Raw genomic sequence first — 24,352 nt, 5'->3', positions numbered from 1 at the left:
TGGATGTACAAGTTTTTCTCCGCGGCCGTGCTTTTTGCTGGCCTCACGGCTTTTTTTAGCCAGCCCGTACAGGCGGACTACGTGCTGGAAAAGGTAGTGGAAGTCAGCCGACATGGCGTTCGCCCGCCTTCGCCGGATAACCGACGAGCTATTGAAAACGGTTCGGCCCGGCGCTGGCCCGACTGGCTGACCGCAGACGGTAACCTGACCGGTCACGGCTATACGGCAGCCTGGCTGAAAGGACGTTACGAGAGCAGTTACTATCGTGAAGCGGGCCTGCTGGGCGAAGGCTGCCCGAAGGAACGGGATTTTCACCTGATAGCCAGTCCGATGCAGCGTACCCGGGCCACAGCGCAGGTGTTAGCCGAGGCGGCTTTTCCGGGCTGCGACATTGCGGCACATGTCATGGCGGCCTCGCTGTTTCAGCTTCCCAACGAGAAAGTCAGCCAGGAGCAGGCCGCGACGCATCGTCAGGAAGCGCTACGCGCGATGGGCGGCAGCCTGGCAGACGCGCAGCGGCGGCTGCAACCGCAAATCGACGCGTTAAAAAAAGCCGTCTGTCAGCCCGCCCGGCCCTGCCCTGTTTTCAGCCAGCCCTGGCAGCTTGCCACCTGGTCGAACGGCACGGTCGGCATTCAGGGACTGGATACGCTGGCTGCAATGGCGGAAACGCTGCGGCTGGAATGGAGCGAAAACAAGCCACTTAGCGAAGTGGCCTTTGGCAAGGTTAATAATCAGGCGGAACTGGCCGCGCTGCTGCCGCTGCTGAGCGCTAAATATGATTACACCAACGATTTGCCCACGCTGGCCAGCCGCGGCGCTTCAGGGCTGATGAGCCAGATTGCCAGCGCGCTGCGCGCAGGCGCGACCGGAGAGAGAGCAACCGACGCGCCGCCGGACGTGCGCTGGCTGCTCTATGTCGCTCATGATATCAATATCGCCTGGCTGCGTACCCTGTTGGATTTCCGCTGGCAGCAGGCCGATTATCCGCACGGCAATATTCCGCCCGGCGGCAGTCTGGTATTCGAACGGTGGCGATACAAGGGCGAGCGTTTTATCCGCATCTATTTTCAGGCGCAAAGCCTTGCCCAGCTGCGCGAGCTTACGCCACTCGATAAGCAGCACCCTCCGCTGCTGACCGAGCTGACGTTTCCGGGATGCAGGCAAATGGCCCCAGGCACGCTGTGTCCCTGGCAGGCCGCTATGCAGCGGATAGAAAAACATATCGCCCCTTTGTAAGGGAGGGGCCGATCGCCTTTCTCTGAAGCGCTGCTTCCTTAGTTCTGGCCGAAAGCAGGATCGGCTTCGGCCCTTCACCTTCCTGACCAGACAATATTTCTGATTGTAAATCAGAAAAACCCTACTTATCATAAGGCGATATAGTTACGCTGCCCGATCGACATTCGATCGTTACGCTGAAAAATTCTTTATTAATTAACTAATTATTTGACAAGGATTCGTCAATGTTGGTTTTCAGCCATCGTTTCGCCCCGCTTTGCCTTTACAGCTTCATTTTCATAACCGCTATATTGCCGTTAAAAACACTTGCCGTAACGCCCGCTAACGAACCGCTGATTTTGCAGCGGCAAAATGCCCTGGAGCAGCAGTTGCGGCCCACAGTGCCGGACGTACGCCTTACGCCACCGGCCTCAGGTTTCAGTCGGCTGGTCTTTCCCCAGGAAAAACCCTGTTTCCCACTGAACCGGGTCGTTCTGAAGGGAACAGGCGCGTTACCGCACTGGCTGCCTTTACAGCGGATCGCCGGTCAGGCTGTTGGTCACTGTCTGGGCGGGAAAGGCATTAATCTGCTGATGAGCGCGCTGCAAAACCGCCTGATCGATCACGGCTACATCACGACTCGTGTGCTGGCGCCTTCACAGGATCTGAAAAGCGGCGAGCTGAAGCTGAGCATCCTGGCGGGAAAAATTCGTCAGGTGATGCTGACGCCGGAAAGCAACCGCTATTTCACTCTCTACAGCGCTTTCCCGGCCCACGCCGGAGACCTGCTGGATCTGCGTGATATCGAACAGGGGCTGGAAAACCTGCAACGGCTGCCTACGGTGCAGGCCAGTATGGAAATCGTTCCGGGTAAAGCACCGGGAGAAAGGACAACCTCAACTGGGGCGATAACTGGCTGCACCAGTCCACCAGCCAGCAGATTGGCAGTGAGGTGACCGGCGCGGGTGATGTACAAATGGTCGCCGGAAATAATGTGAACGTGACGGCAGGTAATATCTCCGCCAGCCAGCAGCTCAGCGTGACCGCAGGCAATGACATCAACCTTCAGCACGGCATCGATACTGAGACCTTCGATCAGCATTATAAAGCCACGGGCAGCAGTAGCTTTGGCTCCAGAACCACCACTGAAGTGCGCGATACCTTCAGCAACCAGACCGCCAGCGGCAGCTTGCTGAGCGGAGACAGCGTAAACGTGAAGGCCGGGCACGACCTGACCGTCACCGGCAGCAACGTGGTCGGTACGCAGGATGTCAGTCTTGCCGCCGGGAACGACCTGAACATTCAGGCTGCTACCACTGAGCAGCAAGAATCTCACTTCTACAGCGAGAAGAAATCGGGCCTTTCCAGCACGGGCGGCATTGGTGTGAGCATAGGGACAAACAGCCTGAAAACCACCGATGATGGCAAAACCCTGAGCAGCACGGGCAGCACCATCGGCAGCATGCAGGGTGGCGTTAATCTGACGGCCGGTAACACGCTGACCGTGAAAGGTTCAGACGTGCTGGCAGGAAAAGACATCAGCCTGAGCGGCAAGGAGGTCAGCATCCTCGCGGCGGAAAACCAGTCTTCACAAACGCATAAAACGGAGCAGAAGCAGAGCGGCCTGACGCTGGCGCTTTCCGGCACGGCGGGCTCGGCGCTTAACGCGGCGGTGACCACGGCTAAGCAGGCCAGTGAAGAGAGCGATGGCCGCGTGGCAGCGTTGCAGGGCATGAAGGCAGCGCTGAGCGGCGTGAGTGCGACCCAGGCCGCACGGCTGGACGCGGCGAAGGGGGACGACCCGGCGAACAATGCGACCGTCGGCGTCAGTGTTTCTTACGGCAGCCAGTCGTCAAAATCTGAAAGTTCACTGACACAGACCACGCAGCAGGGCAGCGGCCTGACGGCGGGCGGCAACCTGAGCATCACCGCGACAGGAAGCGGCGTGAAAGGTCAGGACGGCGATATCACCGTGCAGGGCAGCCAGCTTCAGGCCGGTAAGGATATGCAGCTGTCGGCAAACCGCGACGTGAACCTGCTGTCGGCGGAGGAAAGCAGCAGCACGCGCGCCACCAACAGCAGCAAAGGCGGCAGCGTGGGCGTGGGCATCACCGCCGGTTCGGGCGGCACCGGCTTTAACGTCTCGGCGAGCGTGAACAAAGGCAAAGGCCACGAGAACGCGGACGGCGTCAGCCATGTGGAAACCACGCTTAACGCGGGGAGCAACGTCAGTATCACCAGCGGCCGTGATACCGCCCTGACCGGTGCGCAGGTGAACGGCGAGGCGGTGAAGCTGGAGGTGGGCCGCAACCTGACGCTGACCAGCGAGCAGGACAGCGAGACCTTCGACTCGAAGCAGCAGAATGTCGGCGCGGGAGCGGGCTACACCTTCGGGGCGGGCACGGCAACGGCGAGCGTGAACGCGTCGCGGGACAAAATGAGCAGCGACTGGCGGTCGGTGACGGAGCAGACAGGTATTTTCGCCGGTCAGGGCGGCTTTGATATCACCGTTGGGGAGCATACGCAGCTGGACGGTGCGGTTATCAGCTCCACCGCCACCGCAGACAGGAACAAACTCGACACCGGCACGCTGGGCTTCAGCGATATTGAAAACCACGCGGAATACAAGGTTGAACACGCGGGCGCGGGTATCAGCACGGGTGGTTCCATCGGCAGCCAGTTCGAAGGAAACATGGCGAGCAATATCCTGGCGGGCCTGAACGGCTCGGACAGCGCCAGCTCAACCACCCACTCTGCCGTCAGCGAAGGCACCATCACTATCCGCGACCGGGAAAATCAGCAGCAGGATGTTGCAAGTCTCAGTCGTGATGTGGAAAATGCCAATCCGGGTCTTGCGCAAATCTTCGACAAGGAGAAAGAGCAGAACCGGCTGAAGGCGGCGCAGCTGATAGCGGAGATAGGGTCTCAGGTTGGCGATATCGCCAGAACCGAAGGCCAGATAGCCGGGGAAAAAGCGAAGCGTGACCCGGCAGCGCTTCAGGCGGCCAGAGAACAGCTTGCGGGTTCCGGCAAGCCGTTCACGGACGCGGACGTGGCAAAGCAGGCGTACAACAACGCGATGGCGCCGTTCGGCACGGGAAGTGCACTGCAACAGGGTATTCAGGCAGCGACGGCAGCGATACAGGGCCTGGCGGGCGGAAACGTGGGCGCGGCCATTGCCGGAGCCTCTGCGCCATACCTGGCGGAGCAAATCCATAACCTGACGGAAGGCAACCCGGAAGCAAAAGCGATGGCCCACGCGGTTGTCGGGGCGGTAGCGTCCTACGCATCCGGCAACTCGGCGCTGGCAGGCGCGGCGGGCGCGGTCAGCGGCGAGCTGATGGCCGGGCTGGTGATGAAGCAGCTGTATCCGGGTAAGGAAGTCAGCGAGCTGACGGAAACGGAGAAACAAACCATCAGTGCGCTGGGCACGCTGGCGGCAGGGCTTGCCGGAGGCGTCGCTGGTGACAGTGCGGGGAATGCTGTGGCGGGGGCGCAGGTTGGTAAGAATGCGGTTGAGAATAATTTACTCGGCGGTAGTGAAGATGCTCAGGCTGCATGGATACGCCAGCATGGAATAGACATGGCAAGTTGTGCCGATGCGCCGGGTTCTGCAAGCTGCCAGAAAGCGATGAATGAACGAGATGCTGTTGGGCTGGCACTGGCAACGGGAAGTGTAGCGTTGCTACCTGGTGGTGCTCAGGCAATGTGGGGACTGGGTGCGGGCGCGAATGCAGGTATCGGTTATTTGGCGGATGGCACGATAGATCCGGCAAACGCAGCGATAGCGGGTTGGGTGAATGTTATCAGCATGGGTAATGGCCTGGCGGGTACCGTGGGCTGGAACGCCGCAGGTGGTGCGCTGGGTAACTGGATTGATGACAAAGATCCACTGTCTGGTGCGCTCATCAATGGTGCTGGATCTGGTATCGGCTATGGCATTGGTAAAGGGCTCTCATGGGGAGTTAATGCCGGGGCAAACTGGTGGAAAGGTGGCTGGGATCCGAAGTTTAATCCTGTCCTGCAAAAGTATACTGAGATTAAAGGTGATTTTGGTATCTCAAAAGAAGTAACGCCGAGTAACCTTCCTGGCAGTTTTGGCGATATGGGAGCATCTTTTTCTTCCGAGTATGGCGGAAAAAAACTTGAACCAATCATTGAGGAGAAATTGAAATGAAACCCTTCAATGAGAATATATCAAACCTGCTGATTTTATTTTTTGCCTGTATACTGGGCATTACTGTTAGTTTCCTTTGTATAGCCTTTTCTATAGACGTTTTAGTTTGGATACTAACGGGATCTTTCAATCTTACAAAAACCGATATACTCAAAACCATTAAAATTGGGTGCGTAATTGGTACTTTTACTGGTATGATTTTTGTTATTGCCAGGTTATTTAAACTAAAAGGATTTTAGAGCGAAGATAGAATAAAACTTCATCCGCGAGAGTTGAGAGGCTGCTGTTGAGAATAATTTCCTTGGAGCCACTTCTTCCGACAACCTTAATAAGGCCGTTGAGAAAATAAAACAGGATGATAAATCTCTGGCCGCTGCAAGTGAGCTGATAAAGCTGGAAAATCGTGCCATGGCGGAGAATAAAGCCTATGCTGGAGAACCGGTAACAGGTGGAGTGCCACTGTTCCCGGGAAGTGCTCAGGTTATGTGGATGCTGGATGCCGGAGTAAAGGCAGGTGCTCAGTACGCTGAAGATGGCACGGTGAACCCGGTTAACTCTGTTGTCGCTGGCTGGGCAAACGTTATCACCATCGGAAATGGCCTGACCGGTACAGTGATCTGGAACGCTACCGGAGGAGCCTTAACGAATCAAATCAATGGCGATGATCCGCTGACAGGTGCAATAACCAATGGTGCAGGATCGGCATTGGGTTATGGAGCCAGTAAATTGATCTCTTCAGGGACAAATGCCGCTGGTAAATGGATCACTGGTGGCTGGGATCCAAAGTTCAATCCTGATCTGCTGAAATATACTGAAGTTAAAAGACAACTGGGGATATCGAACGAAATACTGCCGAGCAAAGTCCCCAGCAGCATAGGTAATATCGGAGCTTCAGTAATGTCAGAGGGAAGCGGGAAAGCAGCAGAGCAAGTGCTCAAAAAAATAGGAGATGGAAATGAAAAATGATCTTCTCAGAATTTTTCAATCCTTATTTATTTTAGCCGCCACTGTTTTGTTTATGATCGCTCTATCTGTATGTGGGAAGATTTTTTTCTCGTTACTATTATGGCTACTTGGGGATGGGTTTAGTACAACCTGGCAGGATATTGTACATGGAGTAAAAGTTGGATTTTATGGTGGCGGGATCGGAGGTATTGGCCTTGCATTACTTCACTTTTTTAAAGTAAAAGGCTTTTAACTTTTATTGAAAACATCCCGGCCAAAGCGCCGGGATTTTACCTTATAACCAGTCCGTTACCTCAGACAGGCCGCCACTCAATCGTCCCTTCCGGGATTTTACAGGGCCGCTTTTGCGGCGTGGCAATTACCCGGATAAACTCCTCAACCTGCCGTTGCTTGTGAGCCGAAAGCTTTTTACAGGCCTTACGCAGCGTGCTTACTACCTCCGGTTCGGTGGGCAGTTCCGGCGCGGGTTCACACATGCTCAGGATTAGACAGCCCGGCAAAACCCGCACCTCAACCGCCTGCCCGGTCGCAAACCCCGCCTCTTCCAGCCAGTTACCTTTGAGGTTAATGCTGGGGCACTGGCTGTAGTATGTGGTCATACCGGTTGAACGATTTTCGTGACGTATGCTGGTATATCCCACTTTCAGTTTACGTAATGCTTTGGAAATACCCGCCTCTGGCTTAATATCATGCTCAGCCATGATCAACTCCTTACTAGTTGCTTGTGGTCAGCGGCGGTAAAGGGTTGCCTCCCAATATCGCCGCGCTAAAAATCTTCTATCCACTTTTACTCTTCTTGCTTTTACCTGTTTAAATATACACCCTCCCCCGTGCAAACTCACTGAAAAGAAAATATTAAAATGCGAGGTGATTCGGAAAAATGAATTATGCTCCCCTACCCTTTCAGACTGAGACTAACCTGCAAAGCGGCAAGGATTATCAGCATTCCGCGCTATAAAGCACAGGATAAAGTTCAGGTCGGTTTCCGCACCAGTATTATAAATAACACATACCGTTAAGCCCCCTGTTTTTATCCTGCATCAGGCGAGATGGCCTGTTTAAAACTCTATATAAATCGCATTTTACATAATTAACTTTCAAGTCAGTGATTTGTGACAGCAGGATAATCGACACCCGGTAAGCATTAATGATTTCAAATAATAACAAACCATGTTATTTACGTTAATTTATATCAATGATTTGTTAAGCAATTCAGACAAAAATAATAATAACCTCAGGCAGAAATTTTAAATTTTTATGAAAAAAAACAATGCGACAGAAATAATTACCGGTACATAATTTAAATCTCATTCTTCCCAAATCGAATATCACCATGTTATTATGCGGTTGTTTCAGCAGACATACACGCATCTTCAATCTTATAGTATGTATGCCATCTGGCTGAATATGTAACACAGCTACACAATGTCAATTTTAAATTAAGGATGATTTATGAAAAACCTGGCTCTTGTCAGCATTGTTTTTGCAACTCTGGGTTTCAGCGCGACCGCGAATGCCGATCAACAGACCTTCAGCATCGGTTACGCACAAAGCAAAGTGCAGGATTTTAAAAATATCAGAGGCGTTAATCTGAAATACCGTTACGAGTGGGATTCACCGTTTGGTATTATCGGCTCCTTTACTTATATGAGCGGTAAAGAAAGTGAATCTTACCGCACAATTTATGAGAAACTTGATGCGCAGACTAAGCTAAAATATTATTCTTTAGCCGCAGGCCCAACCTATCGCTTTAATGAATACATCAGCGCGTATGGTCTTCTTGGAATAAATTATAATAAAGTAAATTATAATGAACGCTGGGTTAATACTGGGTATAGCAGCAGCTCTTATGATGAATCACAAAACAAAGCTTCTCTGATGTACGGCATCGGCCTGCAAATCAATCCGGTAGAGTATCTGGCCATTGATATTGGTTATGAAGGCTCTCGCCTGGACGCTGGCAATAAAAACCATTCTATCAACGGTTTTAATATTGGCATTGGCTACAGCTTTTAATCATACGAATAATAAAGCAAGTTCACCTCTTTCTCAGGCGGTGATGTAAAGCTGACAAAAAAGGAGCCACGGCACGATGCCGCAGCTCCTTTTTTACTCCGTTGTAAAAGCTTTTACGCAGACTGATGCTCAATAGCCTGCTGGCTTTCAATTGCCTGCTGGCCGTGAGTGATAGGGATACGGCGAGGTTTTTCGCTTTCAGGGATTTCCTGATACAGATCCACAGCAAGAATGCCGTCCTGCAGTTTCGCGCCGGTGACTTTTACATGCTCCGGCACCGTATAGCTAAGACGGAAGTCGGCACGGCTGATGCCACGATGCAGCCAGCCATTTTCTGCGCTTTCCGTTTCTTTCTGCTCTTCCCTCTTACCGGAAATGGTTAGCTGTCCGCCTACCGTTTCAATAGACAGCTCGCTCTCTTTCCAGCCGGGTACGCTCACCGCCAGCGCATAGCGATCTTTATCTACGCGACGAATATCATAGGCGGGCGTAGCGGCTACGGGCGTGTCGCCGGTCAGCTGGCTGAACAGCCGATCCATACGGTTGAAACGGTCTGAAAACAGCGCGTCGCTTAAGGAAGGGATCAGGGAGAAGTTGCGTACGGTCATCATCATAACCTCCTGAATACAGTCTCTATTCAAAAGCTCATTTCGGGCAGGTTCGCCGCCTGCTCGTAAGTAAAATAGGGTCGGCCGAATCTATTTCAAGCGTTGCAAATAAAATTTTTTTACCGCCTGTTTGCCATCGTCGCCCTGAGTCTGACGCATAAAAAAACCTGAGCCGGGCGTGCTGCCGGACTCAGGCTTTTTCAGGATGGCAGGCAGAAATGCTGTTCGCTTTCCGGCCTACGCCTTGATTCTTTTCTTCACCAGCGTCCAGCTGATCAGCAGCAGGGCTATCCAGCCAATACCGACGTAAAGCGATACGCGGGTATCCGGGAAGTAGCCAATCAGGCCGATAATAAAGAACAGGAACAGGATACCGACGATGGCCGTGAATATCCCGCCAGGCATGGCGAACTTCAGCTCTTTCGCCTGCGCGGGCGTCAGCGTGCGGCGGAAGCCGATCTGGGCGAAAAGGATCATAATCCATACCCAGACGGTGGCAAACGTCGCCAGCGAGGCAATCACCAGGAAGACTTTCTCCGGCATCAGGTAGTTCAGGTATACCGCAATCAGCATCGCTAACATCATCACCAGCACGGTGATCCACGGAATACCACGACGTGAGACGGTGGCGAACATTTTAGGCGCATGGCCCTGCTCCGCCATACCGTGCAGCATCCGGCCAACGCCGAAAACATCGCTGTTAATCGCCGAAAGCGAAGCCGTAATCACCACAAAGTTCAGAATGGCTGCCGCAGCGGCTATGCCCATATGCTGGAAAGTGAGGACGAACGGGCTACCGTTGGTGCCAACCTGGTTCCAGGGATAGATGGACATAATCACAAACAGCGTGCCGACATAAAACACCAGGATACGCAGCGGCACCGTGTTAATCGCACGTGGGATCGACGTGGCGGGATCTTTCGCTTCACCAGCGGTAATGCCGATAATCTCAATACCGCCATAGGCAAACATCACGATTTGCAACGACAGCACCATGCCGATAACGCCGTGCGCAAAGAAGCCGCCGTTAGTCCACAAATTGCTGATGCCGGTAGGCTGGCCGCCGTTACCGATGCCCCAGAAAATAATACCGATGCCCGCCACGATCATAATAATGATGGTGGCGACCTTGAACAGCGACAGCCAGAATTCCACCTCGCCAAACACTCTTACCGTGGCCAGGTTAATCGCGCCGATAATCAGCACCACGCTCAGCACCCACACCCAGTGTGGCACGTCGGGGAACCAGACACCCATATAGATGCCGAAAGCGGTTACGTCGGCAATGGCGACGATCAGAATTTCAAAGCAGTAGGTCCAGCCGGTGATATAGCCGGCCAGCGGCCCCAGGTAATCCTGAGCATAGCGGGAGAACGAGCTGGCCTGCGGGTTGTTCACCGACATTTCGCCCAGCGCGCGCATGATGATATAGGCGATAGCGCCGCCGATAATATAGGCGAGGATCACGCTTGGCCCGGCCATTTTCATTGCGTCAGCCGAACCGTAAAACAGACCCGTGCCGATGGCCGAACCGAGCGCCATAAAGCGGATGTGGCGGGTACTCAGTCCCTTTTTGAGCGTATTATTTTTCATCTTTCATTCTGCTTAAACTCTGTCAACTTCTCCTGCCGGAGATCGGGCAGGAGAAGGTATCACACTTTTACTGCTGGTGCGCATTCACCTGCGCGCGTCCCATAACGCGATCGCAGATGGCCACGACGACCAGTATTGCCAGCGAAGGCGGCAGCCAGGCCAGGCCCTGCTCGGCCAGCGGCAGATTGGCCGTAAATGCAGGCAACGCATCCTTAAAACCGGTGGTTTTGATAGCGTCGATAACGCCGAAAATCAGGCTCACCAGCATGGTCGGTGCGATAATACGCGTACTCTTGTTCCACCAGCGCAGCGTAAAGCTCAGCAAAATCAGCACGATGCAAGGCGGATAGATAGCCGTCAGCACGGGTATAGAGAACTGGATCAGCTGGCTCAGCCCCAGGTTGGACACCAGCATCGAGAACAGGCCCAGAATAAATACCAGCTGGCGATAGGTCAGCGGCAGATACTGCTGGAAGAACTCGGCACAGGCGCAGGTCAGGCCAACCGCCGTCACCATACAGGCAACAAAAATCAGCGCCGCCAGGAACAGGCTACCCAGGTCGCCGAAAGTATGCTGCACATAGGCGTGCAGAATAGCAGCGCCGTTGGCGTTCTGATCGACTATAGAGGCGCTGTCGGAACCCAGTTTAAACAGAGCAAGGTAAACCAGCGTCAAACCAACCCCGGCGATCAGGCCCGCGATAATGGTATAGCGCGTCAGCAGACCGGCTTCGCTGACGCCGCGAGAACGCGCCGCGTTAACGATAACGATGCCAAACACCAGCGCGCCCAGCGTATCCATCGTCAGATAGCCGTTAATAAAGCCGCTGGAGAAAGCGCCATGCTGATAAGCCTCGGTAGCCGGTGCCAGGCCGCCCGCTGGCCAGATCAGCGCGGCGATGCCCAGTACGGCCAGCGCCACGATCTTCAGCGGTGCCAGGATATGCCCGACGGTATCCAGCAGCTTGCCCGGATAAAGGGAGATACCAATGACCAGCGCGAAATAGACCAGGCTGTAAATAAACAGCGGCAGCGGGCTGTCGCCGGTCATCGGCGCAATACCCACTTCAAAAGAGACGGTCGCGGTGCGCGGCGTGGCGAACAGCGGGCCGACGGCCAGATAGCAGACGGTGGCCAGCACGATGCCCGCCGCTTTGCCAATCGGCGAGCTGAGCGCATCGATACCGCCCCCCACGCGCGCCAGCGCGACAACGGTGATAACCGGCAGGCCGACGGCGGTCAGCAAAAAGCCAAGCGCGGCGATCCAGACGTGTTCCCCGGACTGAATACCCACCATCGGCGGGAAAATAATGTTACCGGCACCCACAAACAGGGCGAATGTCATAAAGCCCAGCGCGAGGATGTCTTTAGAAGTTAAACGATTTGTCATAAGGCCCGTACTGATGTTGAGTGAAATCGCGATGTCGGTTCCGTTTCCCTGTGTGCTTTCAGCGCCCGATCTTTTGCCACGGCGGATAACTGCCTGACAGAAATACCGGCGCGTTTGCGCTATTTATGATCTTTTATACAGGGAGATAAATAAAACGGCGGTAAGTAAAACGTTTATAGCGGAGAAAGGCAATACGGGATCGAGAAAGCAGAGTGATATAGCGTAGAAATTGCTTAAGCCAGATAATCACTTCAGATTACAGGCGAGATGCCTTACATGATTTGTATTTTTTTTGAACTTCCCGGCGTTATTTTCTGCATTATTTTGCCAATGGATGCACAAAAGGCGCGTATAAACGCGCCTTTTGCATCTTTTGCCCGGCTTACCAGACCTGTTTAGCGATATCCACCACCAGGCGCAGCTTGGCCCACTGCTGCGCTTCGGTCAGGCTGTTGCCCTCTTCCGTAGAAGCAAAGCCGCACTGCGGGCTGAGGCAGATTTGATCCAGGCTGACGAACTGCGCCGCTTCCGCGATGCGCTTCTTCACCGTTTCCGGATCTTCTAATTCGCCGGTTTTGGTCGTTACCAGACCCAGTACCACCTGCTGTTTGCCCGGTTTGATAAAGCGCAGCGGCTCAAACCCGCCAGAACGCTCGTTGTCGTACTCCAGGAAGAAGGCGTCGATATTCACGGTGCCGAACAGAATTTCCGCGACCGGCTCATAGCCGCCTTCGGAAATCCAGGTCGAGCGGAAGTTACCACGGCAAACATGCAGGCCCACGGTCATATCGTCCGGCTTGCCTTCCAGCGCTTTATTCAGCACCTGAGCATAGATGTTCGCCAGCTCTTCAGGATCGTCGCCGCGCTCGCGGATTTGACGCTTTTGATCTTCCGAACACAGATAAGCCCAGACGGTATCGTCCAGCTGCAGGTAACGACAGCCGGCGTCATAAAAACCTTTAATCGCATCGCGGTAAGTCAGCGCCAGATCGTTGAAGTAATCCTTCAGATCGGGATAGACATTAGCGTCAATCACTTTACGGCCGCCGCGAAAGTGCAGCACGCTTGGGCTTGGGATAGTCATTTTAGGGATAGCGTCGCCGCTGATGCTTTTCAGGAAACGGAAATCTTCCAGCATCGGATGGTTGCCGAAGCCCAGCTTGCCGGTGACCTTTACGCCGCGGGCTTTGGTCTGCACGCCGTTGAACTGAATGCCCTGCTCCGCTTCATAGCGCTCCACGCCGTCCAGGCCGTCAAAGAAATCGAAGTGCCACCACGCGCGGCGGAACTCGCCGTCGGTGACTACTTTCAGGCCGCTGGCGCGCTGGTGCCCTACCACCTCGCGGATCGCTTTGTCTTCGATCTGGCGCAGGGCGGCGGCGTCGATTTCCCCGGCCTGAAACTGCTCGCGGGCCTGCTTGATAACGGCAGGACGCAGAAAACTTCCTACAACTTCGGCGCGGTATTGGGCTGAATCTCTTTGCATGATCGGTCACTCCTGGCCTGCGCAGCGGCGCATAATTTCATGGTGAAATAGTTACTGTTTGTTATCCTGAGACATCTGGATGTCTAAATGGCTGAATGCAAGAATGTCATGAGAAAGATTCAGCGGCAAACGAGGAAATTTCATTACCCATGAAAAAAATTCATGTTGATGGTGCTTACCCCTCCACCATCGCTCTGGCCTTTTTTAGCTGGTCGTCAGACAGCGGCAGATAGCCCGCCTGGGTGACCAGCGCCTGGCCCTGCGCCGACAGCGCCTGCCGTAAAAAAGCCTTTGTCAGCGGCTCCAGCGGCTGGCCCGGCGCTTTGTTGACATAGATATAGAGCGGACGCGCGTAGGGATAGCGGCCGCTGCGAATATTCTCTACCGAAGGCGCAATCTCGCGATCGCCGTCAAGGGCGACCGGCAGCGTTTTTACCCCGGTCATATGCGCGCCCATGCTGGCGTAGCCGATACCGTTCAGCGTGCTTGCCACCGCCTGGATCACCGCAGCGGAACCGGGATATTCGCCCACGTCGTTACGAAAATCGCCGTTGCACAGCGCCTGCTGGCGGAAGAACCCCCAGGTGCCGGAAGCGGAATTGCGGCCAAAGCGCTGCACAGGCCGCTGCGCCCATTCCTGCTGCTTAAGCTGAAGATCGCCCCAGTTGCGTACGGCAAACGTCGCGCCGCAGCGGCGGGTTACGGAGAAAATAGCGTCGAGCTGCTGAGCGTTGATGCCCTGTAGCGGATTATCCTGATTGACCACCACCACCAGCGCGTCCATCGCCACCGGCACGGCCAGCGGCGCATAGCCGTAGCGGTTCTCGAACAGCTGGCGCTCCACCGCCTGCATGGGGCGACTCATCGCGCCAAGCTGTGCGGCGCCCGCCGCCAGCGCGGTCGGCGCCGTCGACGATCCCGCAGCCTGAATCTGTACGTTAACGCCCGGATAGTGGCGGTTAAAGCTCTCCCCCCACAGCGCCATCAGCGTGCCGAGCGTATCCGAACCCACGCTGCTGAGGTTGCCCGCCAGCATCCCTTCGTTCGCGCCTGTTGCCGTGCCGCACAGCAGCAGCAGCGCCAAAAACCACTTTTTCATTTTTTTATCCGCCAGCTCAGTGAACCGCATTCTGAGCCAGTTCGTTGTTGACGATCAACCTTGCAGGCAGCGAGAAGCAGAAACAGGTTTCTTTACCCGGCTGGCTGGTAATTTCCAGACGGGCATGGTGATGGCTGAGCGCGTGTTTGACGATAGCCAGCCCCAGCCCGCTGCCGCCGGTCTGCCGCGAGCGCGCCTTATCGACGCGATAAAATCGTTCGGTCAGGCGAGGAATATGCTCGGCGGCGATGCCCGGCCCGTTGTCGCAGACCTTAAACTGCGCGCCGTGCGACGTCTTTTGCCAGCTGACGGTGATGCGCGTGCCGTCCGGCGTATGGTTGACGGCGTTATAGACGAGATTGGAAATGGCGCTGCGCAGCTGCTCATCGTTACCGAATACCCGCAGCTGTGGATCGGCGGAAAAGTGGATTTCGTGCCGCCCCTGGCTGAGCGTTTCCGCCTCGCGCTGGAGCAGCCGCAGCATCAGCGGCACATCGACTTTTTCCTGCAAATCAAGCGCGGGCGCGGCTTCGATCCGCGACAGCGTCAGCAGCTGTTTAACCAGAGCATCCATGCGGCGGGTTTGTTCCTGCATGGTATGCAGCGCCTTATTGCGCGACGGGCCTTCCAGCACCGCGTCGCTCATCATCTCCAGGTAGCCCTGAAGCACGGTAAGCGGCGTGCGCAGCTCATGGCTGACGTTGGCGAAAAAGTTGCGCCGCGCGCCTTCCAGCTGATGCATTTGCGTCACGTCGCGCGCCACCAGCAGCCACTGGCCTTCGCTATAGGGCATTACGCGGAACTCAAGATGGCGATGGCTGTTCAGCACCAGCGTCAGCGGCCGCGAGAAATCGCGCTGGCGCAGATAGAGGGTAAATTCAGGATAGCGCAGCAGGTTTAAGATATTTTGGCCGTTGTCTTCCGGCCAGCGCAGCCCCAGCAGCTGTTGCGCCAGACCGTTGCACCAGAAAATCGTGCCCTCTTCCGTGGTCAGCACCAGCGCATCCGGCAAGGATTCCGCGCCGCTGCGAAAGCGTTTAATCAGATGGCCCAGCTCCCGACGGCGGCGGCGGTTGCGCGCCTGCATCTGGTAAAGGCCGTAAAAAAGCGGTTCCCAGCTGCCGCGTCCGGTCGGCGGCGTGATGCTGCGATCGATCCACAGCCAGTGGGAAAGACGAAGCAGGTTAGCAAAATGCCAGCCCAGCACGGCCAGTACGGCCAGCAGCAGCCACCACGGCAGCCCGCCGACCAGCAGACCGACAATCAGCGCTGGCAGGCAGGCGAGCAGCAGCTCAAGCAGCAATCTCTTCCAGGAGAGGCGTTCCAGCACGATGAAAACTCCAGTGGGGACAATCAGTAACGCGCAGAGAAGCGGTAACCCGTTCCGCGCACTGTCTGCACCATACGATCGTGCCCGGTCAGTTCAAGTGCCTTACGCAGACGGCGAATATGCACGTCTACAGTACGATCTTCCACGTACACGTTAGTGCCCCAGACGTTATTAAGCAACTGCTCGCGGCTGTAGACGCGCTCGGGGTGCGTCATAAAGAAATGCAGCAGCTTATATTCCGTCGGCCCCATCTCCAGCGGCTGCGTTGCCGACATCACGCGGTGCGAGGAGGGATCCAGGCTCAGGCCCTGAATTTCAATCACCTCTTCCACCGCCATGGGCGAAATACGGCGCATCACCGCTTTGATGCGGGCCACCAGCTCTTTGGGCGAAAAAGGCTTGATAATATAGTCGTCCGCGCCCACTTCCAGCCCGCGCACGCGGTCTTCCTCTTCGCCGCGCGCGGTCAGCATCATCACCGGAATATCGCGGGTCATCGCCTCGCGCTTCAGATGGCGGATAAACTGAATACCGGTGCCGCCGGGCAGCATCCAGTCCAGCAGGATCAAATCGGGCCACGGCTCAATCAACAGATTAATGGCGCTGTCATAATCTTCCGCTTCTATCGGCTGATAGTCATTTTGCTCCAGCACAAAACACAACATCTCACGGATTGGGGCTTCATCTTCGACCACCAGAATGCGCTTAGCCATTATTGCTCCTGCGTTTGTGACGGAATGTCACTGGATATGCGGCGTCATTATGCGTCAGATTTATGACACTTTTATGAAAAAAGCGCCGGCTAATCATCAGTTTTATAACACTTTCAGCAGGATGGAAATGCGTAGCTGAGGTTTTTTGGCCAGGCGTTTATAATCGGCGTTTCGCTTACCTGACACTGAAGGGACGCTATGCGACTTATTCATACCGCCGACTGGCATCTGGGCCAGTTTTTTTACACCAAAAGCCGGGCGCCGGAGCATGACGCTTTTCTGACATGGCTGGTCGGACAGGTTGAGCAACATCAGGTCGATGCCGTGATCGTCGCGGGCGACGTGTTTGATACCGGCTCGCCGCCCAGCTACGCGCGCGAGCTTTACAATCGGTTTGTGGTCAGGCTGCATCAGACCGGCTGCCAGCTGATTATTCTGGCGGGCAACCACGACTCCGTCGCCATGCTGAACGAATCGCGCGAGCTGCTGGCCTGTCTGAATACGCGGGTGATTGCCGCCGCCAGCGAGGATCCGGCCGATCAGGTGCTGATGCTGAACCAGCGGGACGGTCAGCCCGGCGCGGTGCTCTGCGCTATTCCATTTTTACGTCCACGCGATATTACCGTCAGCAAAGCGGGTCAGTCGGGACGGGAAAAACAGCAGACGCTGCTGGAAGCGATTACTCACCACTATCAGCGCAGCTACGCGGCAGCGGTGCAAATACGCGGCGAGCTGCCGCTGCCCATTATTGCCACCGGCCATCTGACCACAATGGGCGTCACCAAAAGCGACGCCGTACGCGACATCTATATCGGCACGCTGGACGCTTTTCCCGCCCAGGCCTTTCCCCCTGCGGATTATATCGCGCTGGGCCATATTCACCGCGCGCAGCGCATCGCCGATACGGATCATATTCGCTACAGCGGCTCGCCCATTCCGCTCAGCTTTGACGAGCTGGGACGCGATAAAAGCGTGTTCCTGGTCGATTTCGCCGACGGCCAGCTACAGCAGGTCATGCCGCTGACGGTGCCGCTCTTTCAGCCCATGCAGATGATTAAAGGCTCGCTGGAAGAGATCGAGCGCCAGCTGCGCGAGATCCAGCCGCCGGAAACGGGGCAGAAAGTCTGGCTGGATATCGAAATCGCCACGCAAACCTGGCTCAACGACCTCCAGCGGCGTATCCAGGAACTGACGGAAAGCCTGCCGGTCGAGGTGGTGCTGCTGCGCCGCAGCCGCGAGCAGCGCGACAGCATTATCAGCCGGCAGAACAACGAAACCCTGAGCGAGCTGAGTGTGGAGGAAGTCTTTCAGCGCCGTCTGGCCGCCGAAGAAGAAGAGCCGGAGCGCATCGCGCGCGCCACGCTGCTGTTCAGCCAGACGCTGGCGGACATGGAGGAGCCATCATGAAGATCCTGACGCTAAGGTTTAAAAACCTCAACTCGTTGAAAGGCGAATGGAAAATTGACTTTACCGCCGAACCGTTCGCCAGCAACGGGCTGTTCGCCATTACCGGCCCGACCGGCGCGGGCAAAACCACGCTGCTGGATGCCATCTGCCTGGCGCTTTATCACGAAACGTCGCGGCTGGGTAAGCTGTCGCAGTCACAGAACGACCTGATGACGCGGGATACCTCAGAATGCCTGGCCGAGGTGGAGTTTGAAGTAAAAGGCGTCGCCTGGCGGGCGTTCTGGAGCCAGAACCGCGCACGCGGTGCCGTAGACGGCAATCTTCAGGCACCGCGCGTCGAGCTGGCCCGCTGCGACAATAACAAAATCGTCGCCGACAAGGTAAAAGACAAGCTGGAGATGCTGACCGAGCTGACCGGGCTGGATTTTGAGCGCTTCACCAAGTCGATGATGCTCTCGCAGGGACAGTTTGCCGCCTTTCTTAACGCCGACGCCAACAGCCGCGCCGAGCTGCTGGAGGAGCTGACCGGCACGGAAATCTACGGTCGCCTTTCCGCCAGCGTTTTTGAGCGGCATAAAAACGCCCGTGGCGCGCTGGAGAATCTGCGGGCGCAGGCCGCCGGGATGGCGCTGCTGGATAATGAACAGGTTCAACAGCTTACGTTACAGTCAGCCCGGCTGCTGGCAGAGGAGCAGGCGCTCACTTCGCAGCTTCAGCATCGGCAGCAGCTGCTGCACTGGCACCAGCAGTACCAGACGGCGCTACAGGCAAAAGAAGCGGCCGTCGCCGGGCAGCAGGAGGTGGAAGCGGCCTGGCAGGAAGCGATGCCGCAGCTGAACTGGCTACAACAGGCCGAACCGGCGGAAAAGCTGCGGCCTCAGTGGCTGCTGCGCAATCAGCATCGGCAGGATCGGCTCGCGCTCGCTGAGCAGCAGCAGCACATCAATACGCAGCGCCAGCAGGCTCAACAGCAGCTGGACGAGCTGGCCGACGAGCTGAAAAAGGCGGAGGCGGCCCGGCAGCAGCACGAAAACGACAGGCAGCAGCAGGAGACGCTGATCGCCGAACAGCTGCTGCCGCTGGATAACCGTATCGACACGCTGGCCCAACAGAACCAGGCGCTGGAAAAAGAAGTAAGCGATTACCAACTTCATCTTAACGCGCGCCAGGCCGCGCTGCATCAGGCCCAAAACCAGCACAAGGAAAACGCGGCCCGCCAGCAGGAGCAGCAGCGCTGGCAGCAGCAGCACGCCCATTTTGCCCACTGGGGAGAATCGCTGCCGCTGTGGCGCGCGCGCTTCGAACAGCGGCAGCAAAGCGAACAGGCGCTGGCCGCGCTGCGCCAGCGTATCCACGAACAGCAGCAGGCGGTCAGCCGACTACGGCAGCAGATTGCCCAGGCGGAACAGCAGGCGCAGCCGCAGCAGGCTCAGCTTGAAGCGCAGCAAAAACAGGTCGCGGAAGCCGAAGCGGCGTTAACCAGCCAGCGGCAGCAGCGTTCCGAAGAGCAGCTACAGGCCTCGCTGACCAGGCTACAGCAGCAGCGGCCACAGCGGCAACGCCTGGCGCTGATCGCCTCGCAGTGGCCGCCGCTGATGCAGCGAAGCCAAAGCCAGCACAACGATCGCACCGCGTTGCAGCAGCAGCTCCAGCAGGCGCAGGCCGATCTGCAAAACCTGCGCAGCGGCTGGAAAGAGAAGCGGCAGCATTTGCAGGACCTGGAAAAACGCTGCGAGCTGGAGCAGCGCATCGCCGATCTGGAGCAGTATCGCGCCCGGCTGGAGCCGGAACAGCCCTGCCCGCTGTGCGGCTCCTGCCAGCATCCCGCCGTCGCCGACTATCAGGCGCTTGAGCTTTCTGAAAACCAGCAGCGCCTTGCCGCCTTAAGGCTGGAAGTCGACCAGCTGAAGGATCGCGGCACCGCCAGAGGCGAACAGGTGAAAAGCCTGCAGGCGCAGCTGGACAAGCTGCAGCGCGAGCTGACGGAAAGTGACAGCGAAGCGGCGCGCCTGCGCGAACAGTGGCAGAGCACGGCGCAGGCGCTGGGCCTGAGCGCTTCGCCGGACGATCTGCAACAGACCAGCGACTGGCTGACCGCTCAGGAACGCCAGGAAAGCGAAACGCAGGCGCAGCTGCTGGATTTGCAGCAGCGCGCCCGCCAGCTTCAGCAGCAGAAAGATCGGCTGGCGGAAATGCAGAAAGCGCTCAGCGAGATGAAGCAGCAGCAGGAGCTGGCAGGTCAGCAACTGCTTACTTCTGTCAGAACGCAGGAAGAGCTGGAGCAGTCGCTCGCCCAGCAGCAGCAGCAGGCGCAGCAGCAGCATGACAGCCTGCGCGCTGCGCTGGCCGAACGGGATCTGACGCTGCCGCCGGCGGAGGAAACCGAAAACTGGCTGCATGAACGACAGAAAGAGTGGGATGCGTGGAACACTGTTGCGCAGTCGCTGACGGCTTCGGCTTCGCAGCTGACCGCGCTGGCCGCGCAGCAGCAGGCGTTGCAGGAAGAGATCGCGCGTGAACAGGCGCAGCTGATCCAGCGCGAGCAGCGCAGCCAGGCCGGTCAACAGGCGCTGGCCGTCCTGCGCGACCAGCGGCGACAGCTGTTTGGCGACAAGGTGGCGGCCGAGGTGCAGCAGCAGCTGCGCGCGCTGTCGCAGCAGCATCTTGAGCGCGGCCAGCAGCTACAGCAGCAGTGGCAGCAGCGGCAGAACCAGTTAAATACCCTGACCGGACAGCATAATTCGCTGGACGAGCAGCTGACCGTGCTGGCGCACAGGCTGGAACAGGCGCAGCAGGCCTTTAGCGCGGCGCTGGAAGCCAGCGACTTCAGCAGCGAGGCGGCCTTTACGGCGGCGCTGCTGGATGAAGATCGGCTGCGGCAGCTGCAGGCGCTACAGAAAACGCACGAGCAGCGACGCCAGCAGGCAGCGATCCTGCTGGCTCAGGCAGAAAAAACCCTGGCGGCGCTGCCGGAAAAGCCGCAGGATCTGCCGGAAGATCCTTCTGCGCTGCACGCCGCCGTGGAAAGCCTCTCGCAACAGCTGAAAGAAAACGCCCGTCAGCAGGGCGAGACGCGACAGCAGCTCAGCAGTGATGCGGATCGCCGCGAACAGCAAAAAAACCTGCTGGCGACCATTGAGCAGGAAACGCGCCAGGTAGAAGACTGGAGCTATCTCAATCAGCTTATCGGCTCGAAGGAAGGCGATAAGTTCCGCAAATTCGCCCAGGGCCTGACGCTGGATCATCTTGTCTGGCTGGCGAACAACCAGCTAAACCGCCTGCACGGCCGCTATTTGCTCCAGCGCAAATCGCAGGAGGCGCTGGAGCTGCAGGTCGTGGATACCTGGCAGGCGGACGCGCTGCGCGATACGCGCACCCTTTCCGGCGGCGAAAGTTTTCTGGTGAGCCTGGCGCTGGCGCTGGCGCTCTCGGATCTGGTCAGCCATAAAACGCAGATCGAATCGCTGTTTCTGGACGAAGGCTTCGGCACGCTGGATGCCGCTACCCTGGACGGCGCGCTGGATGCGCTGGACGCGCTGAACGCCAGCGGTAAAACCATTGGCGTAATCAGCCATGTGGAAGCGATGAAAGAGCGTATCCCGGTGCAGATCAAGGTGCGCAAAATCAACGGACTGGGTTACAGCCGACTGGAAGTGCCGGGCTGAATCTGCCGAGATACGGATGGCGGCAGCGCCCTGCTCCGGCAGCGTGACGGTGTCCGTTGCGCCAGGACGCCATCCGCTGTAAACGGCTGTGAAAGCTGACGGCAGTCTGTAAAAGCAACGGCCCGGCACGCGTGAATGCGGGCCGGGCCGTTTTGCCTTCGCCAAACGGTAAACCATCAGATTTTACCGTTTTACTTAGCCAGACGGTAAACCGTCAAATTTCACCGTTTTACATAGCCAGACGGGAAACCATCAAATTTCACCGTTTTGCCTTCGCCAAACGGTAAACCATCAGGCTTCACCGTTTTACTTAGCCAGACGGTAAACCGTCAGATCTTCCCGGCCTTAGCGCGCGGGCCTGGCAGAAGCGCACCGTCGTCGCCAGCCGTCAGCAGGCGGGCGCTGGTAATGGCCGCGACATCATGGGCTTTATCCGAGACGTTGCTGGCGATCTGGTGCACGGCGGCGGCGATCAGCATCCCCAGCGCGGACTGATTATTGTTGCTGCTCTCATTATCGGAGGCCGTCGCCGACCCGCTCCAGATCTGCTTGCCGCTGCGTAAATCCACCAGTTTTGCCGAAGCGGTCACGCGCGTTTCGCTGTCCACGATCAGGTATTTAGTGCCGTAGGTGTTGATATCGATATACAGCGCCGCGTCGGCGTTAAAAATATCGTGCAGCTTAGTGGTGGAAACGCTGCGAATATCCGTGGCGTTGTTCAGACCGTTCTGCTTAAAGGTTTCCTCAACCACCGCCACGGGGAAAACGTAATAGCCGGATTCCGCCAGCGGCTGGGTGACCAGCGAAGTAAGGCTGTGCGCCGCCGCGATATCCGTTGTGTGGTTCTCCGCAGGCAGTACCAGAATGGAAGCGGGCTTGCTGGCGCGAAACGCGCTGTAGTCATGCGGCGTTTTCTTTGCGCAGCCGGTCAGCGTGATAACGGCCAGCAGAGCGGTAAAGGCGAAAAGCTTTTTCATTATTTTGCTCCCTGCTTATTACGCATCAGGAAATCCATATAAGAAGCGGACTCAGGAAAAGCCGTTTTCTCGGCGGTAAACTGTTGGAAAGCTAAATCGGGCTGGCCAGCGTTAACATAAAGTAATCCCAGCTGCGCGTGCAGGCCCGGTGCCACCGGTTTATTTTTTGCTTTCGCCTCTTCAATCACTTTATTCAGCGTAGCGATTTCTTTTTCCGGCGCGCTGCCGTTTTGATAAAAGCTGTAAAGCGAATTCTGGTAGTCGCCCCAGTAATAGATATTTTCTTTTTTCTGCGCGCAGGCAGTTAACAGCAGTGCCGTGGCGACCGCTGCGGTATATTTTATTACTCGCATTTTTTTCTCCGTTATTTAACCGGACGCCACGCGCCTGATTCCAGACCGCTGACCAGATGATTTACCGCTTCGCGTACCGCCAGGTCCATGACCTTGCCATTAAGCGTGGAGTCGTAGCTGGCGGTGCCGCCAAAGCCGATGACTTCGCGGTTGGAGAGTGCGTATTCGCCCGCGCCCTGCACGGAGTAGACCACTTCTGAGGTCGCCACGTCGACAACGTTCAGGTTGACCTTTGCATAGGCTACCTGCGTTTTGCCACGGCCCAGGATGCCCCACAGCTGCTGATCGCCGACTTCTTTACGACCGAATTCGGTAATATCACCGGTGATAACGTAATCCGCGCCTTTAATCGTTTGAGTACTGTGCTTATAGCCCGCTTCGTTTTTCAGCTCATCAAGGTTGGCACGATCCAGCACGTTAAAACGACCGGTTTGTTGCAGATGAGTAATAAGAATGGTTTTAGACTGATTGCCCAGGCGATCCACGCCGTCAGAGAAAATACCGTTCATATAAGAAGAGCGGTTATCGAATTTGCCAATGGCTATCGGGCTTTTTGCGCCCTGATATACCGGCTGGCTGGCGGCAGCTACCTGCGGCGCTTCAATAGCTCGGGAGGATTCGGTGGCGCAGCCGCTAAGCAGCGCGCAGCTTAATAAAGAAAAAGCAACAAGGTTATAACGATATTTCATTCTTTTCTTTTCCATGAATAAAAAAATACATCCAGCGTCCGCGCGCAGAATACAATAATGATGCAGAAAAACACAGGAAATAATAGCGTTTGACGAACAAGCGGTATTTTACTGCCTGGCCATGACAGGGAAATAATCTGTAAATGGCCCAGGATCGCCGGAATAACCTGTCAGCCTGAGGCTAACAGGCTAAACTATCGGCTTACATCAGAAAACCTTTAGTAATCATGGGAAAAAAATGCCATCGGGAATGATTAAAAGCGGACTGCCGCTGCTGGCGCTGCTGCTGACGGCCTGCCACTCTCCGCCAGAAGAGCCGCGTCCTGTACCGGCCACGCCGCAGGAGATGCAGGCATGGGCAGACAAAGTCTGTAGCGGCCGCACGGAGAATAACTGTCGCTATTTCGCTGAGATGCAGTACGGCATTCAGCGCAATTTTTACAATGCGCATCGCTATCATGGACGCGCCTGTACCGTCACCGTCACCTGGCGCCAGAACGGCCGCTACGGCGTACAGAGCACCCGGGGCGATGAACAGCTCTGCCTGAAAGCATGGGGCGTGATCGGCAGCGCGGAAAACCTGCCGCCGCCGCCGCCTTCGCTGCCGACCTCAATGGTTATCGAGCTGAAGCCTGACTAGCTGGCCGGCTTCAATGGCTATCGAG

At 56.5% G+C, this 24,352-nt stretch carries 19 protein-coding genes and 1 pseudogene; 9 read left to right on the top strand and 11 right to left on the bottom strand.

Going from position 1 to position 24,352, the window contains the following annotated elements:
* Window positions 1–3 precede the first annotated feature (3 nt).
* The 5 genes and pseudogenes from AB3U87_RS07745 to AB3U87_RS07725 all read left to right on the top strand — a co-directional run bounded on the left by AB3U87_RS07745 (window position 4) and on the right by AB3U87_RS07725 (window position 6,593).
* Window positions 4–1,239 (top strand): histidine-type phosphatase, encoded by a 1,236-nt coding sequence (locus AB3U87_RS07745; RefSeq protein ID WP_301252307.1) that lies wholly within the window; start codon window positions 4–6, stop codon window positions 1,237–1,239.
* Between the two features lie 224 nt (window positions 1,240–1,463).
* Window positions 1,464–2,105 (top strand): annotated as a pseudogene (locus AB3U87_RS07740) (POTRA domain-containing protein); the annotation flags it as partial.
* 65 nt (window positions 2,106–2,170) lie between these two features.
* The gene (locus tag AB3U87_RS07735) at window positions 2,171–5,395 is read left to right on the top strand and encodes a hemagglutinin repeat-containing protein (protein ID WP_477181475.1); all 3,225 of its coding nucleotides are present in this window, start codon (window positions 2,171–2,173) and stop codon (window positions 5,393–5,395) included.
* Between the two features lie 408 nt (window positions 5,396–5,803).
* On the top strand, window positions 5,804–6,361 hold the full coding sequence (locus AB3U87_RS07730) for a hypothetical protein (RefSeq protein WP_394148811.1): 558 nt from the start codon (window positions 5,804–5,806) through the stop codon (window positions 6,359–6,361).
* The gene (locus AB3U87_RS07725) at window positions 6,351–6,593 is read left to right on the top strand and encodes a hypothetical protein (RefSeq protein ID WP_394148810.1); all 243 of its coding nucleotides are present in this window, start codon (window positions 6,351–6,353) and stop codon (window positions 6,591–6,593) included. Before AB3U87_RS07730 ends, AB3U87_RS07725 begins: the two co-directional genes overlap by 11 nt.
* 61 nt (window positions 6,594–6,654) lie before the next feature.
* Here the strand turns inward: AB3U87_RS07725 and AB3U87_RS07720 are convergent, their stop codons facing one another.
* Complete coding sequence (locus AB3U87_RS07720) at window positions 6,655–7,062, bottom strand: SymE family type I addiction module toxin (RefSeq protein ID WP_394148809.1); 408 nt, start codon at window positions 7,060–7,062, stop codon at window positions 6,655–6,657.
* Between the two features lie 751 nt (window positions 7,063–7,813).
* Here AB3U87_RS07720 and AB3U87_RS07715 point away from each other — a divergent pair.
* Window positions 7,814–8,377 (top strand): Ail/Lom family outer membrane beta-barrel protein, encoded by a 564-nt coding sequence (locus tag AB3U87_RS07715; protein WP_370734521.1) that lies wholly within the window; start codon window positions 7,814–7,816, stop codon window positions 8,375–8,377.
* 113 nt (window positions 8,378–8,490) lie between these two features.
* On the opposite strand, the gene AB3U87_RS07710 is transcribed toward AB3U87_RS07715, so the two are convergent.
* The 7 genes from AB3U87_RS07710 to phoB form a co-directional block, all read right to left on the bottom strand.
* Window positions 8,491–8,985 (bottom strand): Hsp20 family protein, encoded by a 495-nt coding sequence (locus tag AB3U87_RS07710; RefSeq protein ID WP_253461089.1) that lies wholly within the window; start codon window positions 8,983–8,985, stop codon window positions 8,491–8,493.
* Between the two features lie 237 nt (window positions 8,986–9,222).
* A complete protein-coding gene (gene proY, locus AB3U87_RS07705; RefSeq protein WP_394148808.1) occupies window positions 9,223–10,578 on the bottom strand; it encodes a proline-specific permease ProY in 1,356 nt (451 codons plus the stop codon).
* A gap of 67 nt (window positions 10,579–10,645) precedes the next feature.
* A complete protein-coding gene (brnQ, locus tag AB3U87_RS07700; protein WP_253455086.1) occupies window positions 10,646–11,968 on the bottom strand; it encodes a branched-chain amino acid transport system II carrier protein in 1,323 nt (440 codons plus the stop codon).
* 382 nt (window positions 11,969–12,350) lie between these two features.
* Window positions 12,351–13,454, bottom strand: a complete 1,104-nt coding sequence (locus tag AB3U87_RS07695) for a cobalamin-independent methionine synthase II family protein (protein ID WP_394148807.1) — start codon at window positions 13,452–13,454, stop codon at window positions 12,351–12,353.
* Window positions 13,455–13,629: 175 nt separating this feature from the next.
* Window positions 13,630–14,553, bottom strand: a complete 924-nt coding sequence (locus AB3U87_RS07690; protein ID WP_394148806.1) for a PstS family phosphate ABC transporter substrate-binding protein — start codon at window positions 14,551–14,553, stop codon at window positions 13,630–13,632.
* Between the two features lie 16 nt (window positions 14,554–14,569).
* A complete protein-coding gene (phoR, locus tag AB3U87_RS07685) occupies window positions 14,570–15,883 on the bottom strand; it encodes a phosphate regulon sensor histidine kinase PhoR (protein WP_253455091.1) in 1,314 nt (437 codons plus the stop codon).
* A 23-nt stretch (window positions 15,884–15,906) separates the two neighbouring features.
* Window positions 15,907–16,596, bottom strand: a complete 690-nt coding sequence (phoB, locus tag AB3U87_RS07680) for a phosphate response regulator transcription factor PhoB (RefSeq protein WP_125288383.1) — start codon at window positions 16,594–16,596, stop codon at window positions 15,907–15,909.
* A gap of 198 nt (window positions 16,597–16,794) precedes the next feature.
* Between phoB and sbcD the strand changes: the two genes are divergently transcribed.
* Together sbcD and AB3U87_RS07670 are read left to right on the top strand one after the other, a co-directional pair.
* Window positions 16,795–18,003: an exonuclease subunit SbcD gene (gene sbcD, locus AB3U87_RS07675; protein ID WP_253455092.1), complete on the top strand. Its 1,209-nt coding sequence runs from the start codon at window positions 16,795–16,797 to the stop codon at window positions 18,001–18,003.
* Window positions 18,000–21,668: an SbcC/MukB-like Walker B domain-containing protein gene (locus AB3U87_RS07670; protein WP_394148805.1), complete on the top strand. Its 3,669-nt coding sequence runs from the start codon at window positions 18,000–18,002 to the stop codon at window positions 21,666–21,668. The genes sbcD and AB3U87_RS07670 overlap by 4 nt, the downstream gene beginning before the upstream one ends.
* Window positions 21,669–21,997: 329 nt before the next feature.
* Here AB3U87_RS07670 and AB3U87_RS07665 read toward each other — a convergent pair whose 3' ends face one another.
* From AB3U87_RS07665 to AB3U87_RS07655, 3 genes are read right to left on the bottom strand one after another with little or no spacing between them, the layout of a single operon-like run.
* A complete protein-coding gene (locus tag AB3U87_RS07665) occupies window positions 21,998–22,645 on the bottom strand; it encodes a DUF799 domain-containing protein (protein WP_301252291.1) in 648 nt (215 codons plus the stop codon).
* Entirely contained in the window at window positions 22,645–22,998 is a 354-nt protein-coding gene (locus AB3U87_RS07660; protein WP_253455101.1) for a DUF4810 domain-containing protein, read from the bottom strand. Before AB3U87_RS07660 ends, AB3U87_RS07665 begins: the two co-directional genes overlap by 1 nt.
* A gap of 11 nt (window positions 22,999–23,009) precedes the next feature.
* Window positions 23,010–23,687: a CsgG/HfaB family protein gene (locus tag AB3U87_RS07655; protein ID WP_253455103.1), complete on the bottom strand. Its 678-nt coding sequence runs from the start codon at window positions 23,685–23,687 to the stop codon at window positions 23,010–23,012.
* A gap of 238 nt (window positions 23,688–23,925) precedes the next feature.
* Between AB3U87_RS07655 and AB3U87_RS07650 the strand changes: the two genes are divergently transcribed.
* Window positions 23,926–24,327: a cell envelope integrity TolA C-terminal domain-containing protein gene (locus AB3U87_RS07650; protein ID WP_394148804.1), complete on the top strand. Its 402-nt coding sequence runs from the start codon at window positions 23,926–23,928 to the stop codon at window positions 24,325–24,327.
* Window positions 24,328–24,352 lie beyond the last annotated feature (25 nt).

Source organism: Erwinia plantamica (assembly GCF_043420595.1).
In the GTDB taxonomy this organism is placed as follows: Bacteria; Pseudomonadota; Gammaproteobacteria; order Enterobacterales; family Enterobacteriaceae; genus Erwinia; species Erwinia aeris.
The sequence above is the reverse complement of the archived record's forward strand: the minus strand, read 5'-3'. Positions and strand labels throughout refer to the sequence as shown.

Bases quoted from the DNA above. Each gene is read 5' to 3' on its own strand.
- AB3U87_RS07725 (WP_394148810.1), top strand. From the start codon at position 6,351: ATGAAAAATGATCTTCTCAGAATTTTTCAATCCTTATTTATTTTAGCC.
- AB3U87_RS07660 (WP_253455101.1), bottom strand. From the start codon at position 22,998: ATGCGAGTAATAAAATATACCGCAGCGGTCGCCACGGCACTGCTGTTA.
- AB3U87_RS07710 (WP_253461089.1), bottom strand. From the start codon at position 8,985: ATGACCGTACGCAACTTCTCCCTGATCCCTTCCTTAAGCGACGCGCTG.
- AB3U87_RS07665 (WP_301252291.1), bottom strand. From the start codon at position 22,645: ATGAAAAAGCTTTTCGCCTTTACCGCTCTGCTGGCCGTTATCACGCTG.
- AB3U87_RS07745 (WP_301252307.1), top strand. From the start codon at position 4: ATGTACAAGTTTTTCTCCGCGGCCGTGCTTTTTGCTGGCCTCACGGCT.
- AB3U87_RS07690 (WP_394148806.1), bottom strand. From the start codon at position 14,553: ATGAAAAAGTGGTTTTTGGCGCTGCTGCTGCTGTGCGGCACGGCAACA.
- sbcD (WP_253455092.1), top strand. From the start codon at position 16,795: ATGCGACTTATTCATACCGCCGACTGGCATCTGGGCCAGTTTTTTTAC.
- AB3U87_RS07650 (WP_394148804.1), top strand. From the start codon at position 23,926: ATGCCATCGGGAATGATTAAAAGCGGACTGCCGCTGCTGGCGCTGCTG.
- brnQ (WP_253455086.1), bottom strand. From the start codon at position 11,968: ATGACAAATCGTTTAACTTCTAAAGACATCCTCGCGCTGGGCTTTATG.
- AB3U87_RS07730 (WP_394148811.1), top strand. From the start codon at position 5,804: ATGGCGGAGAATAAAGCCTATGCTGGAGAACCGGTAACAGGTGGAGTG.
- AB3U87_RS07655 (WP_253455103.1), bottom strand. From the start codon at position 23,687: ATGAAATATCGTTATAACCTTGTTGCTTTTTCTTTATTAAGCTGCGCG.
- AB3U87_RS07715 (WP_370734521.1), top strand. From the start codon at position 7,814: ATGAAAAACCTGGCTCTTGTCAGCATTGTTTTTGCAACTCTGGGTTTC.
- AB3U87_RS07695 (WP_394148807.1), bottom strand. From the start codon at position 13,454: ATGCAAAGAGATTCAGCCCAATACCGCGCCGAAGTTGTAGGAAGTTTT.
- proY (WP_394148808.1), bottom strand. From the start codon at position 10,578: ATGAAAAATAATACGCTCAAAAAGGGACTGAGTACCCGCCACATCCGC.
- phoB (WP_125288383.1), bottom strand. From the start codon at position 16,596: ATGGCTAAGCGCATTCTGGTGGTCGAAGATGAAGCCCCAATCCGTGAG.
- AB3U87_RS07720 (WP_394148809.1), bottom strand. From the start codon at position 7,062: ATGGCTGAGCATGATATTAAGCCAGAGGCGGGTATTTCCAAAGCATTA.
- AB3U87_RS07670 (WP_394148805.1), top strand. From the start codon at position 18,000: ATGAAGATCCTGACGCTAAGGTTTAAAAACCTCAACTCGTTGAAAGGC.